Below are 13,917 nucleotides of genomic sequence, written 5' to 3'. Positions count from 1 at the left end.
ACTCGCCACGCAGTATATAAGGTGTCATGGGGCTGTTACATTCACCGTTAGCACGTTTGGGCGTGCCGCTACTTATCTTCCTTGTTTTTGCTGCAGGTTATCACCCGTTGCTGGCCTCGCTTTCGCCATACCTAAACTTACTCTATGCTGCGCCCTTCTATTTATTATTTACTGCCCTGCTATTAAGTCACTTGTTCAAGAGTGCGCGTGTTGGCATGACTGTGGTGATATTACTTATTAGCTACACCGTCATTTTAACCCGGCTGCAATCGCCACTGACTGACGGCACAACCTATTTGGAATATGTACTTCTGGTTGTATTGCTGCCGATCAATTTGCTCTATATTCGCATCACCCGCGATAGAAAGCTGACCTCGCTGTTTGGCTTGTTATTTTTTGCCGCGTTGGCACTCGAGATTGGCTGGGGCGCGCTGTTAGTGATGCAATATGGTGAATTGGCGACCTGGCTATATCAGCATCCAGTGTTTGTGCGCATTCCCGCCTTTAGCCCACTCCCCCTGCTTTTGATCGTGATGCTGCTGATTGCGCTGTGTATGGCCGCGATACGTGTTTTACATAAAAACAGTGTCGACGATCATGCCACCTTTATCGCGCTCACCTGTACATCGGTCACGGTGATCTTTTTTGATATGGCCTATGTGTCATCGTTTAGTTTTGCCATTGCCGGCTTGCTCCTCATTGCCAACCAAGTCGCGTTTAGTCATCAATTAGCCTTTTTAGACGGTTTAACCGCCATTCCAAGTCGTCGGGCACTGCAAGATGAGTTAAAGCACCTCGGTCGCCGTTACACTATCGCCATGCTCGATGTGGATCACTTTAAGCGCTTCAATGATACCTATGGCCATGAAACCGGTGACGATGTATTAAAACTGGTGGGGAGTTTGCTATCACAATGCGAAGGTGGCGCAACCGCTTTCCGCTATGGCGGGGAAGAATTTACCCTTTTATTCAAGGGGAAAACCACCGATCAATGCCTGCCTTTTCTTGACGCATTACGAGAGGATATCGCCCAGTACCCGTTGGTACTTCGTGAAGAAAACCGCCCTACCAACCCGAATGAAGGCAAGCAAAAACGAGGGCAGAAAAAAGACACCGCAACCGTTCATGTGACTGTCAGTATCGGCTTCGCCGATGCCTCGCAAGCCTGCCAACCGGATGAAGTGTTGCAACTGGCCGATCAAGCACTGTATAAAGCTAAACAGGCGGGAAGAAACTGTATTCGAGGAAGCGAATGATAAAGCTGGGGTTAGTGTGTACCTTCATCCTGTTGCTAAGCGCATGTAGCAGCTCACCATCTGATCCGGACTCAAGCACAACGCCCGTCTCCTCGGTTCCCTCACACTCCGCAAGCAGCCAAGCATTGCACTACGCACTGACGCAGCACTATCAGCAATGGCAAGGCACGCCTTATCGTTGGGGAGGTACCTCACGCCAAGGCATCGATTGCTCGGCCTATACCCAGCGCGTTTATCGTGATGCGCTATCCACGCCCTTACCGCGCACAACTCATGGCCAAGCAAAGGGCGGCTATCCGGTTGATTATAAGGATGCCCAATTGGGTGATTTGGTTTTCTTCCACATTCGCCCCGGCTTGCGCCATGTTGGTATCTATCTCGGCAACCAGCAATTTATGCATGCGTCTACGTCACAAGGAGTGACAGTGTCACGCCTTGATAATCCATATTGGCAAGCACGCTTCTGGCAATTCCGTCGTTATTTCTGAGGCGAGGCTTTTACCGACTCAGCCAGTTCGCAACAGGGTTGATAACGCGGACAAGTGACGACATGATCATTGACCATGCCAAGCGCTTGCATCAGCGAATAACAAATGGTCTCGCCCACAAATTTAAACCCACGCTTTTTCAAAAAGCGACTCATGGCACGGGACTCGTCGGTCGCGGTGGCGACATCGGCATCCGATTGGTGGTGGTTCACGATCGGTACACCGCCAGTAAACTGCCACAGCGCCTTCGCCAAGGATCCATACTCTTCCACCAGCGTCACCGCCGCTTTTGCATTGGTAAACACAGACGCCACTTTCAAGCGATTACGGACAATCTCGTGGTTGGCCATGATCTCAGCAATATTCGGCTCAGCCACGTTTGCCAGTTGATAGAAATCGAAATCAGAAAAAGCGGCTCGATACGCGGAACGCTTTTCTAAAATCAGCCGCCAACTTAATCCTGCTTGCGCGCCCTCTAAACAAATGAACTCAAAGATCGCTTGATCATCAAATGTCGGCACGCCCCACTCGGTATCGTGATAATGCTGCTCCGACTCACTCTGTTGTGCCCATTGGCAAGGTTCCATGACAATTTCCCTCAAAGTTGGTTGCATGATGGTAATGCATTTGTTCCGATTGTCCGCGATTTTGTTGTTCATGCCACGAAATCAGCGAGTTAACTCGGTATAAATCTGTCGATTTCGTTAACATGTCGCTATCTTTGATCGCTACAAGTCCATGAAACGTAACATACTCGTTGTTGTCAGAGTGCATTCACTCTCAGTGGTAACCATAAAGGAAAACACGTGACAAAAAAGCATATTCTTATCACAGGGGCAGGACAACGGATCGGCTACGCGCTTGCTTGTCACTTTCTTGCGCAAGGGCATCAAGTCACTGTGTCGTATCGGACACCGCGTCCTCAAGTGAGTGAGCTTATCGAGCGAGGCGCTCATTGTATTCAGGCGGACTTTTCTACCGATGCCGGCATCCATGCATTTATCCAAGCCATTGACGCGCACAATCCGGTGTTTGATTGTTTAATCCACAATGCCTCATCGTGGGACAGTGAAAAACAAAGCCAAGATTTCGCGGCTTTGTTTGACAGCATGATGCAAATCCACGCTAAAACGCCTTATCTGATCAATATGGCGGCAACCCGATGGATGAATAGCGGCGACATTATTCACCTGACCGATTACGTGGCCCACAAAGGCAGCGCAAAACACCTTGCCTATGCCGCAAGTAAAGCCGCGCTTGAAAACCTCACCCTATCGTTTGCCCAACAACTCGCCCCCGACATCAAAGTAAACAGTATTTCCCCCGCGCTTATCATGTTCAACGACGGCGATGACGATGCCTACCGTGAGAAAGCGCGCAAAAAATCGATTTTGGGCACAGTGCCCGGCGAGCAGGAAGTGATCAACGCCTGCGACTTTATTCTTGCCAGTCAGCATATGACGGGCCAATCCCTTAAACTCGATGGCGGACGCCATTTAGCGTAATTGCCTAACTGGAAAGCACAATGATGAATGACGCTGTGATCAAAATTACCAACCTACGTTTGCGTACATATATCGGCTTTAACCCCGAAGAGCAGGAAAAGAAGCAAGATGTGGTGATTAACGTAGAAATTCACTATCCCGGCCACAAAGCCAGCCAAGAGGATAATGTTGACGACGCACTGAACTATAAAGTGATCACCAAAGCGATTATCGACTATGTTGAGAATGGCCGCTTTTTGTTGTTGGAAAAACTGGTCGCCGGCGTGCTCGACATTGCACGCGATCACCACTGGGTGCGTTACGCCCAAGTGACTATTGATAAGCCGCATGCGTTAAGGTTTGCCGACTCCGTCTCACTGAGCCTCAGTTGGACAGAGCGCGATTCGTAACCGCGTAAAGAGTTCGTTAGAATAATTCGAACATCTTGTTCAAGGTAACTTGGTTCTGAATCCCATTTTACCTTATATACTGTGTTGGAATTGTTATTAGGACAGGGACTATGACAGCGAAAACGAGTTACGATCCTGTAATGCGGGTGCTGCACTGGCTTTCTACTCTGGTCATTATCGGCTTGTTTGCCGTGGGCCTGTGGATGGTCGACCTTAGCTATTACAGCAGTTGGTATCAAACCGCCCCACATTGGCATAAGTCCATTGGGATCTTGCTCGCTGGCGCCACCATACTGCGCTTAGGGTGGAAAATGACTCATACAATGCCTAAGGTTGAGGGCAAAGCGTGGGAACGCAAAGCAGCGACCGCAGCACACCACACGATTTACTTGCTCCTCGCAGTACTGTTTGTGTCTGGGTATTTAATTTCTACCTCAGATGGCCGAGGTATCGACGTGTTCACTTGGTTTACCGTGCCAAGTGCAGGGGAGCTTTTCCCTAATCAGTCGGATATCGCAGGTGACGTACACTATTATGTTGCCATTACCCTGATTGCCTTAGCCGTTATTCACACACTGGCTGCATTAAAGCACCATTTTATCGACAAAGACAATACGTTACGGAAGATGATCGGAGGAAACCCGAAATGAAAAAACTCATGTTAGCCATGGGAATTAGCGCCGCGACACTCTTATCTGGGCCTGCATTGGCAGACACTTATATGATTGACACCAAGGGCGCACATGCCTCTGTCAACTTCAAAGTGCCTCATCTAGGTTACAGCTTTACCAAAGGTCGCTTTAACAAATTCGATGGTCAGTTTGAATTTGATCCCAACAACATTGGTGCGTCTAGCGTAACAGTGACCGTCGATACCACCAGCTTGGACTCTAACCATGCCGAGCGCGACAAGCACATTCGTAGTGCAGATTTTCTCAACGCGAGCAAGTTTGGCCAAGCCACTTTCAAGAGCACCAAGGTCACAGATAACGGCGATGGTTCGATGACCATTGCAGGCGACCTCACCTTACACGGGCAAACCAAGCCGATTGAGATTGACGCTGAATTGGTTGGCCACGGCGATGACCCTTGGGGTAACTACCGCGCAGGCTTTATGGGCAACACTCGCCTCGAGCTCGCTGATTTCGGCATTGCCACTATGGGCCCAGCCACATATGTCGATATGGAGCTGCACGTAGAGGGTATCCGCCAATAAGAGGGCAATCTTTCTCTCCCTCAAATCCATACGCCCCGGCACCTGCTGGGGCGTTTATTATCGATCTCTAAAACATTCACTATACTGATGAAAAACGACGCCTTAGTCTGGCGATGATATCCATTGATCGATAAGGATACCTATCTATGAGGCTCATCTCTTTTAAGCGTTTTTTCCTCGTATTTACTTTCTGTGTTTTCACCCTCCCGGCGTACGGGAAGATGAAAATTATTACCGCAGTCAACGACGCTTGGCCTCCTTACGTCACTCGAGATACAGCTAGACCTGGCTTTTCTGTTGAAGTAGTGACCGCTGCCCTTTCTACCCAAGGCTATGATACCAAATTCTTACTCTTCCCTTGGGCGCGCGGCTTGTACGAAGTGAGAAATGGGCGGATCGATCTCCTCACCACCACATGGTACACAGACGCACGCAGTGAATTCCTACTATTTAGTCAGCCCTATTTCGCCACCAATATCGATATCATGATGCGAAAAGATACCTTTTTTGACTTCAAAGGCCCCAAAAGCCTTACTGGCAAACGTATCGCCAGCGTACGCGACTACGGCTATGATTCATGGTTTTTAGATGCAGATTATTTTCAACGAGTAGAAACCACCTCGCTAAGTTCGAGCTTACAAATGCTCGCTGCCGGTCGGGTTGATATGGCAGTGGGCAATCGCTTTGTGATGCAACACGAGCTCGAACCCTTAAACCTAAATACCGATGATTTTCACTTTTCCCCCACTCCGATGATCAAACAGCACATCCATGTCACCGCCGGCAAGGCCAACCCTAAGGCGCAAGAATATATTCAAGCCTTTAACCGCGGGTTAGAAATAATCAAACGGAATGGCACCTTTGACGATTTGAAGCAAAAATATGGGCTGCTCTTACCAGACGATACCACTGCAGAGTGAAACCCTATCGTCATAGTTGCTCGTTAGGATGCCTATCAATGTCTCATTACATCAGTTTGGCTATGACTTCTCCGATTAACATTGCATTCTTCGACTTAGACGAAACACTGATTGCCACCGACACCAAACAAGCGTGGCTGGAATACCTTTGTCAGTGCGGCCTTGCCCCGCAAAACGTGGTCGACCAAGAAAAGCGGGCGTATCTGGATTTTAAAAAAGGCCGCATCAACCTTGAGCAATATATGCAAGTGCAGTTGAGCCCAATCAAAGGAAAATCCACTCAAACCGTGGCTGCATGGGCGACCGACTTTATCGATCGGCGCGTCGCCCCTGTGGTGGTGCCACAAGCGTTAGAGCGCATCGAGTGGCATCGCAACCGTGGCGATCATTGTGTGTTGGTATCAAATACCGCCGCACACTTGGCAAGGCCGATTGGCGAACTACTCAAACTCGATACCGTGATTGCGATTGAGCTTGAAACATTGAATGGCGTGTATACAGGCAGCATATCCCATTGCGTGCGTGATTTTCGTGGCAAGCATGACTACATGCAGGCATGGCTATCTGATCGTCATGACACGGTCGGCCACACATACGGTTACAGTGATTCGCACTGGGATGTCCCCTTGCTTGAGCAAGTCGACAGCGCCTTTGCGGTTAACCCTGACCCGCACTTAAGCCTACACGCCCAAGAAAAAGATTGGACCATTATGGAATGGGCTCGCTACGACACCATTCGTGATTAGTAAAAGATCACAGGAAGCGTGACGACAGGGCACCTCATGTGCCCTTTTTAATAACACTTACTTGAGAATGATTATCATAACCGTTATCTTTAGCGTATGATCGGCTGGCGACCTCACGCCGTAGTCACACGCATAATGAACGAGATTAACGCTTATGAGAAAACACCTGCTAATTATTGCGGCGCTCTTGCTCTCTCCGATGGCGCACGCCGACCAATTAAAACACGCGGACAAGCTAAAAGTGGTAACCAGCTTTACCATTTTGGCTGATATGGCCGCCAACGTAGCGGGCGAGCATGCCGAGGTAGTGTCGCTTACTAAACCCGGCGCGGAAATTCACAATTACCAACCCACTCCGGGTGATATTCTGCGTGCACAAGGTGCGGATGTGGTGATGTGGAACGGATTAGGCTTAGAGCGCTGGTTCGAACGTTTTTTCCAGCACATTGATAAGGTGCCGAATGTGATCTTATCTGACGGGGTGGAGCCGATTGTGATTGCCTCGGGCCCGTATCGTGGCAAACCTAATCCACACGCGTGGATGTCGCCCTCTGATGCAATGCGATACGTTGATAACATCGAGCAAGCCCTGATTAAGTACGACCCTGCCAACCAAACGCACTACCAAGCCAATGCCAAAGCCTACAAGGCACAAATTCAAGCCGTGTTCGCGCGTGCGCAAGATGCCTTATCCGCAGTCCCCGAATCCCAGCGTTGGCTAGTAAGCAGCGAAGGCGCTTTCTCTTATCTGGCGCGTGATTTAAACCTCAACGAAGCCTATTTATGGCCGATAAACGCCGAGCGTCAGGGCACACCGCAACAAGTGCGCGCGCTGATTGATACCGTGCGAGAACACCAAGTGCGAGCTGTCTTCTCCGAAAGTACAGTGTCCGATGCGCCCGCTAAACAGGTCGCCGCGGAAACCGACGCGCACTATGGCGGCATTTTATATGTTGATTCGCTCAGCAGCGCTGACGGACCCGTGCCTGACTATCTATCCTTACTGACAGTGACCACAGAAACCGTCTTAGCGGGGTTGCGCCATGACGCACTATGATTTAACCGACGACACGCCCAGTGTGTTAGATGTCAACGAGGTACGTGTCGTCTATCGAAACGGCTTGTGTGCGCTTGAGCACGCCAGTTTCTCGCTGCCCGCGCAAACCATCACTGCCTTGGTGGGTGCCAATGGCAGCGGCAAATCCACCTTGTTTAAAGCCATCATGGGGTTTGTGAATCCCGGCAGTGGCAGCATTGCGGTCAACGGCACCCCCATTAAGCAAGCGCAAAAAGCAGGCTTGGTCGCTTATGTCCCTCAATCCGAAGAGATCGACTGGTCGTTCCCGGTGTTAGTGGAAGATGTAGTAATGATGGGCCGCTACGGCAAGATGTCATTTATGCGCCGCCCCAAAGCGGCGGATCATCAAGCGGTAGATGAGGCCTTGGCCCGGGTTGATATGAGTGCATTTCGCCAGCGCCAAATTGGCGAACTGTCTGGCGGACAGAAAAAACGCGTTTTTCTCGCCCGCGCCTTGGCTCAGCACAGCCCGCTGATTTTACTGGATGAGCCCTTTACTGGCGTGGATGTGACCAGTGAAGAGTCGATTATGCGTTTGCTGCTCGAGCTCAAAGACGAAGGCAAAACCATTTTAATTGCCACCCATAACCTCGGTACCGTACCCGACTTCTGCGATCGTACCGTGTTGGTCAATCGCGCGGTGGTGGCAGGCGGACGCACCGAACATGTGTTTACTACCGAGAACCTCAGTGCCATTTTTGGTGGCAAACTGCGCCAGTATGTGATGCCCAGCGATCAGCTCCACCAAGACGCCGATCCGCGCGAGCTATCGGTGATTTCCGACGACGAGCGGCCCTTGGTGGTGTATGGCAAGCGCGAACAAAGCGCACAGGAGCGGCACGAATGAGCTTACTCGATCCCCTCGCCTATCAATACATGCAAAAAGCATTGCTGGTCACCACCTTGATTGGCGGCGTGTGCGGCTTGCTCTCGGCCTTTTTGATGCTCAAAGGCTGGTCGCTGATGGGCGATGCCCTCTCCCATGCGATTGTACCGGGCGTTGCCGGCGCTTATATGCTAGGCCTGCCCTTTTCGCTCGGTGCCTTTGTTGCTGGCGGCATGGCCGCGAGCGTGATGCTGTTTTTGCATCAACGTAGCCACATCAAACAAGATGCGATCATCGGTTTGATTTTTTCGAGCTTTTTCGCCTTCGGCCTCTTTCTGGTCTCGATTTCGCCCGTCGCGGTCGATATTCAACAAATTATGCTGGGTAATTTGCTCGCCATTGCCCCACTCGATGCGGTGCAAATGCTGATCATTGCCTTGGTGAGCCTCACCGTACTGGCGGTGAAATGGCGTGATTTTATGCTGACCTTTTTCGATGAAAGCCACGCCCGCTGCATTGGCTTACCCGTGGTGGGGCTTAAAGTGCTGTTTTTTGCGCTGCTCAGCGCCTGCACCATGGCGGCACTTAAAAGTGTCGGTGCCTTTTTGGTGATTTGCTTGGTGATCGCCCCCGGCGCCACCGCCTATTTATTGAGTGATCGCTTCGGACCCGTGTTGGTGCTAAGCGGTGTCATCGGCACACTCACCTCACTATTTGGGGTGTACATCAGCTATTTCGCCAACCTTAACGCCGGCGCACTGATTGTGCTGGCCCAAGTGGGACTCTTCCTAGCCGCCTTTGTGTTTGGCCCTAAACACGGTTTACTCGCGCGGCGCGCCAAACGTCAGGAGGCACTGCAATGAATCCGTATCAACTGACTTTTATGCAAGATGCACTGCTGATGGCCGTCTTAGTGGCACTGCCCTGCGCGCTGCTTTCTTGCTATTTAGTATTAAAAGGCTGGTCGTTAATTGGCGATGCAGTAGCTCACGCGGTGCTGCCGGGATTGGTGTTAGCAAACTTATTTGGCCTGCCGCTGATTGTTGGCGCCTTTGCCGCCGGCTCCGCATGCGCCACCAGTGTGCATTGGCTCAAACAAAATAGTCGTGTGAAAGAAGACACCTTGCTGGGGATTGTATTTTCTGGCTTTTTCGCGCTGGGGCTGATTTTGCAAGGCCAGTTCCCGTCTGATTTGCACCTTGATCATATTCTATTTGGCAACCTGTTGGGAATTAACCACCAACAGCTGCTCACCGCCGCCATTACCGGCTTAGTCGTGCTTGCGCTCGTGCTGCTTAAAGGGCGAGATTTAATGCTGCTATCGTTCGACCCTGCACAAGCCAGCGTGCTCGGGCTCCCCGTACAAAAGCTTCACTGGCTTCTGCTTTCAGTAATGATTGCCACCATTGTGGCGGGCTTACATGCCGTGGGGATTATCTTAGTGGTAGCGATGTTGATTGCACCGGGCGTCACCGCCTTTATGCTCAGCAAACAATTTAGCCGCATGCTATGGATTGCCTGTGCCATTGCTTTGGTCACCGCCGTGAGCGGCGTCACCCTGTCGTTTTACCTCGACAGCGCACCCGGTCCGACCATTGTATTGCTCCTCACCGGCTGTTTTGTGGTGACCTTTGCTTGGCAGCAATATCAAATCCACCGCAACCAACAACGCCCGCAGCCGACGCGCCAAACCACAAAAGCAACGCGCTCTGCCACCACCCATTCGGCGCAATCACACTGATCGGCATCGACGAACATAGCGACGTTTAAACCTCAGCAGTGCGCGAGACGGAGGCATAGCCCCAATCGCGCACAGCCCCACCAACCCGACTCGCCCCTTGTGTTCTAACCAACTTCTTGCACCCACCTCACAAAACATGGCTTACCTAACACTTTGGACAATAGCGTACGAAAACCAAAACAGCCCTTGATACACTAATCCCAAATCTGCCAACTCAATGGTGTGTTAGGTGCCGACAACTGATCGGCGGTAGCATGGCTAAACACTGGATGGTTAACCAGCTTATCGGGCAGATACACGCAAAACGTGCGCGGTTATCCGTGATAGATTCACACTATCCCAGAATGGATGAAAAAARGAGCCTATTAGTCATGTGTTTACAGGTTCACGCTTGGGGATAGTGTGAATTCCTGAGTAGAGATAGGCGGCATGCACACTTTCGCGGAAAAGGAATATGCATGATAAGCGATAGATTCTTTTTATAACAACTAGTTAGTAAGATAATAGTGCGTATAACGGTTTTGGTAAATCGCATATGCGTACTAATGCAATGTTATGTTCTTGGAGGAAATTGTGGGCTATCAGAGGGATAGGGTAACTTTCAGAGTTTTCCATAAACTGGCTTTAACTATTTACAAATGCCTAAAATTTAAGGTGTTAGGCAAAACAGAAAAGCTAGAGTGGCAGCAAATTTTAGTAGCCGATTGTTTACGTATTATAGGGTTTTGTAGTTTGGCCTATTGGCTAGCTTCCAAAGTTCAAATGTCGACATCTAGTGATAAGCACAAGTTTTGGTCTACTCATATTTTGGGTATTGCGTCACAATACGCAGGTGATATGGGTGGTGCTGAAAGAGCATACTTACAAAGCCAAGATTACGGTTGTGAGCTTTCTTTGAGTTTTAGTTTACAACATTTGGGTAAATTAAACGTGGAGCTTGGTAACTATGAACTCGCTGAAAAGCAGTTTATTGAAGCATTGGCTATTCGAACGAAACTGAAGCGTACAGACTTAATAGATTCGACCAACCGAGCAATACAAGGGTTACAAAAGCTACGAACATAACAAACGAGTATGTCGTCAATCCTAAATTTTAGCGAGATTTTTATCCCACATCACGCCGTCTCTGAGCATCGAATTTAAGATCACCACCATCTTACGCACACAGGCAATAATGGCGACTTTTTTCGGCTTTCCGGCGGCGACCAATCGGGTATACGTAGCTTTAAAAACAGGGTTACATTGCATCGCAGACATCATCGCCATATACAACACGGTACGAACTTGAGCACGCCCACCTTGAATCACCCGTTTGCCTTTATATCGCCCACTTTCTTTTGTCACGGGTGCAACACCAATGAGAGATGCCGCTTGTTTGTTGGTTATATAGCCTAGCTCAGGGACGTTACTGATGATAGATGCTGCTGCCAATGCTGCCAATGCCAGGCACGCTCTGTAAGAGCGCATTTTTAGTCTGATATTCAGGACAGGCTTCAATCAACTACACCAGTCTTTTTCTCGTTCCCACGCTCCCGCGTGGGAATGCATATCTAGTTATCATTCAGACACTGAATGTTCCATAACCTGAGTAAAATCACGCCACCTAGAGTATTGAACCGGCTTGTTCGCTAAAGATATTGACGCTGTCCGCGAGTGTTAGAACAGAGATCAAGTGCAGTTCGGTGATCTTTTGACGAATCCTGCCCATAATTCAAAATCCATATACATTCCCACGCTGGAGCGTGGGAACGAGTTAAACGCGCAATGATCTTATTGGCTGTTTCAATTGGTATGGCTGTTTGGTGTGCCATCAATCGCCTCCGGGATTTTCGTGCTACCACGCAAATTGCACGTTGCCGCTACAAAAATGATCCAGTAAGTTCCTGTGACCGTCAAGAAACCAAAGCGCTGGGAAACTTATCGTGGCGTTTGTTTTGGTAGCAGGCTGTTTTTATTTGGTATTGGTGCAGGTGGGATAGCCATTACGATTATCGTACAAATGTGATCATAGCCAATGCCCATTAACACAGAATCAACTCCAACTCCTTGCTCAAAACGGTTAATTGAACTATTTTTTGTACGTTACTTTGTACCACTTGAGGTTCAATATGAGTCGTATTCATTTCGATCAAGATATTCAGCCGTTATCTGAATTTCGTGCAGGTGTGGCTTCTTACATCAAACAAATCAATGAGACTCGCCGTCCATTGGTCATCACACAGCATGGCAAAGGCGTAGCTGTTGTTCTCGATGTTTCAGAGTATGAAGCAATGCAAGAGAAGATCGAGTTACTGGAAGAAATGCGTACAGCTGAAGCTCAATTAGCTTCAGGCCTTGGTGTTTCAAATGATGATGCTCGTGCTCAAGTACTGGGGCGCATTAAGAAATGAAAGTAGTTTAGTCTCCATTAGCGCTTCAGAAATTAGGCGATGCAGCGGAATTTATATCTTTGGATAATCCACCTGCGGCGGAAAGTGGGTAAACGAAGTTTTTGACAAAACTGAACTACTTGGAAGTATGCCTGAAATGGGGCGCTTTGTTCCTGAACTGCCCAATACTAACTATCGTGAAATAATTTTTGGTCACTATCGTATTATCTATAGCTTAAGCCATGAGATCCGCGTACTCACAGTTCGTAATTGTCGTCAAATGTTGTCGGAAGATGACGTGTAAAACTGTGTTATAACGAGTATGTCTTCAATCACTAAATTTTGGCGAGTTTTTCGTCCCACCTCACGCCATCTCTGAGTATCGAATTTAAGATCCCCACCATATTGCGTACTAAGAGGCGTTGTAGATCAAAATGCTGAGTCTATCGATGCACCTCTGTCGACTGGCACAATTTCATCCAAGCCTCGGCGGTGCGTGAGACATAGCGCTCACCGTACCAGACTAAGCCGAGTTGCCATTCAATCGCTGGGCTTATCGGCTTCACTAGTAATAACTCACTGTCTTCCAAGCTGGCGCTGAGGCGCTGGCATAGAGGTGCGGGTAGAAACGCTACCCCCGCACCACTTTTCACTAAGGCGGCTAAAAAGTCCCACTGACTGCTACGCGCGGCAATGGTTGGCTGATAACCATGCTCTTCACAGCGGGCGATAATCCGATCGCTTAAGGTAAATTCAGCGCTATATAGATAAAACGGCTCGTCTTTCACTGCCTGCCACGTCAGGCTTTTTTGCTCGCGCCACGCGGCTTGGTTAGGCAGCACTGCATAAATGGGGTGAGTTTGTAAGGGTAAGCTTTGCAAGCACTCAGGCTGGGTGTCGGTGAGCATGGTGATTGCTACATCAATCTCGCCATTGATCAGCGCTTGTTCGGTGCGCCGCCCACCGTATTCGACAATACTGAGCGCCACGTTTGGGTACCGTTGACGGTATTCACGCAACACATTGGCATACAGCGGCCCTATCATCGGCGGCATCCCCAACCTGAGTTGGCCGCGCGCCAGTTGGTTGAGATCGTCGAGTTCGGTATTTAGCTGCTCGAACTCAGCAATAATGCTCTGCGCACGCTGATACACCACCTCACCAGCATCGGTTAACCAAAGCCGCCTTCCCTCTCGGTGCAACAACGGCTGACCCACATCTTGCTCAAGGTTACGCACCATTTTACTGATTGTCGGTTGCGTCACATGCAACGACGCCGAGGCGGCGGTAAAGCTCTGCTTTTCCACCAAAGCAATAAAATAGCGCAACGCACGAATATCCATAAACGGCCCTTAAAAGCTGTGTGTTAATCATGCCATTTTG

General features: G+C 49.5%; 16 protein-coding genes and 2 pseudogenes. 15 read left to right on the top strand and 3 right to left on the bottom strand.

The annotated features are described in order from the left end of the window. Positions 1-26: 26 nt before the first annotated feature. Together BZG82_RS02480 and BZG82_RS02475 are read left to right on the top strand one after the other, a co-directional pair. Positions 27-1,256 (top strand): GGDEF domain-containing protein, encoded by a 1,230-nt coding sequence (locus BZG82_RS02480; protein WP_077765087.1) that lies wholly within the window; start codon positions 27-29, stop codon positions 1,254-1,256. Then, positions 1,253-1,744, top strand: a complete 492-nt coding sequence (locus BZG82_RS02475) for a C40 family peptidase (RefSeq protein WP_077765086.1) — start codon at positions 1,253-1,255, stop codon at positions 1,742-1,744. The genes BZG82_RS02480 and BZG82_RS02475 overlap by 4 nt, the downstream gene beginning before the upstream one ends. On the opposite strand, the gene BZG82_RS02470 is transcribed toward BZG82_RS02475, so the two are convergent. Beyond that, a complete protein-coding gene (locus BZG82_RS02470) occupies positions 1,735-2,331 on the bottom strand; it encodes a DNA-3-methyladenine glycosylase I (RefSeq protein ID WP_077765085.1) in 597 nt (198 codons plus the stop codon). The two genes, BZG82_RS02475 and BZG82_RS02470, sit on opposite strands and share 10 nt — an antisense overlap. A 219-nt stretch (positions 2,332-2,550) precedes the next feature. Here BZG82_RS02470 and folM point away from each other — a divergent pair, with 219 nt between their 5' ends. The 11 genes from folM (at position 2,551) to BZG82_RS02415 (ending at position 11,230) form a co-directional block, all read left to right on the top strand. Further along, positions 2,551-3,249 (top strand): dihydromonapterin reductase, encoded by a 699-nt coding sequence (gene folM, locus BZG82_RS02465; protein ID WP_077457176.1) that lies wholly within the window; start codon positions 2,551-2,553, stop codon positions 3,247-3,249. 20 nt (positions 3,250-3,269) lie between these two features. Further along, a complete protein-coding gene (folX, locus tag BZG82_RS02460; RefSeq protein ID WP_198536724.1) occupies positions 3,270-3,638 on the top strand; it encodes a dihydroneopterin triphosphate 2'-epimerase in 369 nt (122 codons plus the stop codon). A gap of 110 nt (positions 3,639-3,748) precedes the next feature. After that, positions 3,749-4,288 carry a cytochrome b gene (locus BZG82_RS02455; protein WP_077765084.1) on the top strand — a complete coding sequence of 180 codons (540 nt, stop codon included), beginning with the start codon at positions 3,749-3,751 and terminating at the stop codon, positions 4,286-4,288. Next, positions 4,285-4,854, top strand: a complete 570-nt coding sequence (locus BZG82_RS02450) for a YceI family protein (RefSeq protein WP_077481839.1) — start codon at positions 4,285-4,287, stop codon at positions 4,852-4,854. The genes BZG82_RS02455 and BZG82_RS02450 overlap by 4 nt, the downstream gene beginning before the upstream one ends. 221 nt (positions 4,855-5,075) lie before the next feature. Beyond that, entirely contained in the window at positions 5,076-5,774 is a 699-nt protein-coding gene (locus BZG82_RS02445; protein ID WP_158075971.1) for a substrate-binding periplasmic protein, read from the top strand. A gap of 38 nt (positions 5,775-5,812) precedes the next feature. After that, the gene (locus tag BZG82_RS02440; protein ID WP_077765082.1) at positions 5,813-6,520 is read left to right on the top strand and encodes an HAD family hydrolase; all 708 of its coding nucleotides are present in this window, start codon (positions 5,813-5,815) and stop codon (positions 6,518-6,520) included. A 154-nt stretch (positions 6,521-6,674) separates the two neighbouring features. Further along, positions 6,675-7,577 (top strand): metal ABC transporter substrate-binding protein, encoded by a 903-nt coding sequence (locus BZG82_RS02435; protein ID WP_077765081.1) that lies wholly within the window; start codon positions 6,675-6,677, stop codon positions 7,575-7,577. Beyond that, on the top strand, positions 7,564-8,445 hold the full coding sequence (locus tag BZG82_RS02430) for an ATP-binding cassette domain-containing protein (protein WP_077765080.1): 882 nt from the start codon (positions 7,564-7,566) through the stop codon (positions 8,443-8,445). Before BZG82_RS02435 ends, BZG82_RS02430 begins: the two co-directional genes overlap by 14 nt. Further along, entirely contained in the window at positions 8,442-9,287 is an 846-nt protein-coding gene (locus BZG82_RS02425) for a metal ABC transporter permease (RefSeq protein ID WP_074214347.1), read from the top strand. The genes BZG82_RS02430 and BZG82_RS02425 overlap by 4 nt, the downstream gene beginning before the upstream one ends. After that, positions 9,284-10,165: a metal ABC transporter permease gene (locus tag BZG82_RS02420; RefSeq protein WP_077765079.1), complete on the top strand. Its 882-nt coding sequence runs from the start codon at positions 9,284-9,286 to the stop codon at positions 10,163-10,165. The genes BZG82_RS02425 and BZG82_RS02420 overlap by 4 nt, the downstream gene beginning before the upstream one ends. Before the next feature lie 555 nt (positions 10,166-10,720). After that, positions 10,721-11,230, top strand: a complete 510-nt coding sequence (locus BZG82_RS02415; RefSeq protein ID WP_077480462.1) for a hypothetical protein — start codon at positions 10,721-10,723, stop codon at positions 11,228-11,230. Positions 11,231-11,251: 21 nt separating this feature from the next. Here BZG82_RS02415 and BZG82_RS16470 read toward each other — a convergent pair. Continuing rightward, positions 11,252-11,666 (bottom strand): annotated as a pseudogene (locus BZG82_RS16470) (transposase); the annotation flags it as partial. A gap of 607 nt (positions 11,667-12,273) precedes the next feature. Here BZG82_RS16470 and BZG82_RS02410 point away from each other — a divergent pair. Both BZG82_RS02410 and BZG82_RS02405 read left to right on the top strand, forming a co-directional pair. Then, positions 12,274-12,555, top strand: a complete 282-nt coding sequence (locus tag BZG82_RS02410) for a type II toxin-antitoxin system Phd/YefM family antitoxin (protein ID WP_077765078.1) — start codon at positions 12,274-12,276, stop codon at positions 12,553-12,555. A gap of 53 nt (positions 12,556-12,608) precedes the next feature. Then, positions 12,609-12,838, top strand: a pseudogene (locus BZG82_RS02405) (type II toxin-antitoxin system RelE/ParE family toxin). Between the two features lie 139 nt (positions 12,839-12,977). On the opposite strand, the gene BZG82_RS02400 reads toward BZG82_RS02405, so the two are convergent. Beyond that, on the bottom strand, positions 12,978-13,877 hold the full coding sequence (locus BZG82_RS02400) for a LysR family transcriptional regulator (protein WP_077765077.1): 900 nt from the start codon (positions 13,875-13,877) through the stop codon (positions 12,978-12,980). Between the last annotated feature and the right edge of the window lie 40 nt (positions 13,878-13,917).

Source organism: Salinivibrio sp. PR5 (assembly GCF_001996085.1).
GTDB classification, from domain to species: domain Bacteria; phylum Pseudomonadota; class Gammaproteobacteria; order Enterobacterales; family Vibrionaceae; genus Salinivibrio; species Salinivibrio proteolyticus.
The sequence above is the reverse complement of the archived record's forward strand: the minus strand, read 5'-3'. Positions and strand labels throughout refer to the sequence as shown.

What these genes read in the sequence shown, in the direction of transcription:
- BZG82_RS02480 (WP_077765087.1), top strand. Translation starts at nt 27, where the DNA reads ATGGGGCTGTTACATTCACCGTTAGCACGTTTGGGCGTGCCGCTACTT.
- BZG82_RS02475 (WP_077765086.1), top strand. Translation starts at nt 1,253, where the DNA reads ATGATAAAGCTGGGGTTAGTGTGTACCTTCATCCTGTTGCTAAGCGCA.
- BZG82_RS02470 (WP_077765085.1), bottom strand. Translation starts at nt 2,331, where the DNA reads ATGGAACCTTGCCAATGGGCACAACAGAGTGAGTCGGAGCAGCATTAT.
- folX (WP_198536724.1), top strand. Translation starts at nt 3,270, where the DNA reads ATGATGAATGACGCTGTGATCAAAATTACCAACCTACGTTTGCGTACA.
- BZG82_RS02455 (WP_077765084.1), top strand. Translation starts at nt 3,749, where the DNA reads ATGACAGCGAAAACGAGTTACGATCCTGTAATGCGGGTGCTGCACTGG.
- BZG82_RS02450 (WP_077481839.1), top strand. Translation starts at nt 4,285, where the DNA reads ATGAAAAAACTCATGTTAGCCATGGGAATTAGCGCCGCGACACTCTTA.
- BZG82_RS02445 (WP_158075971.1), top strand. Translation starts at nt 5,076, where the DNA reads ATGAAAATTATTACCGCAGTCAACGACGCTTGGCCTCCTTACGTCACT.
- BZG82_RS02440 (WP_077765082.1), top strand. Translation starts at nt 5,813, where the DNA reads ATGTCTCATTACATCAGTTTGGCTATGACTTCTCCGATTAACATTGCA.
- BZG82_RS02435 (WP_077765081.1), top strand. Translation starts at nt 6,675, where the DNA reads ATGAGAAAACACCTGCTAATTATTGCGGCGCTCTTGCTCTCTCCGATG.
- BZG82_RS02430 (WP_077765080.1), top strand. Translation starts at nt 7,564, where the DNA reads ATGACGCACTATGATTTAACCGACGACACGCCCAGTGTGTTAGATGTC.
- BZG82_RS02425 (WP_074214347.1), top strand. Translation starts at nt 8,442, where the DNA reads ATGAGCTTACTCGATCCCCTCGCCTATCAATACATGCAAAAAGCATTG.
- BZG82_RS02420 (WP_077765079.1), top strand. Translation starts at nt 9,284, where the DNA reads ATGAATCCGTATCAACTGACTTTTATGCAAGATGCACTGCTGATGGCC.
- BZG82_RS02415 (WP_077480462.1), top strand. Translation starts at nt 10,721, where the DNA reads ATGTTCTTGGAGGAAATTGTGGGCTATCAGAGGGATAGGGTAACTTTC.
- BZG82_RS02410 (WP_077765078.1), top strand. Translation starts at nt 12,274, where the DNA reads ATGAGTCGTATTCATTTCGATCAAGATATTCAGCCGTTATCTGAATTT.
- BZG82_RS02400 (WP_077765077.1), bottom strand. Translation starts at nt 13,877, where the DNA reads ATGGATATTCGTGCGTTGCGCTATTTTATTGCTTTGGTGGAAAAGCAG.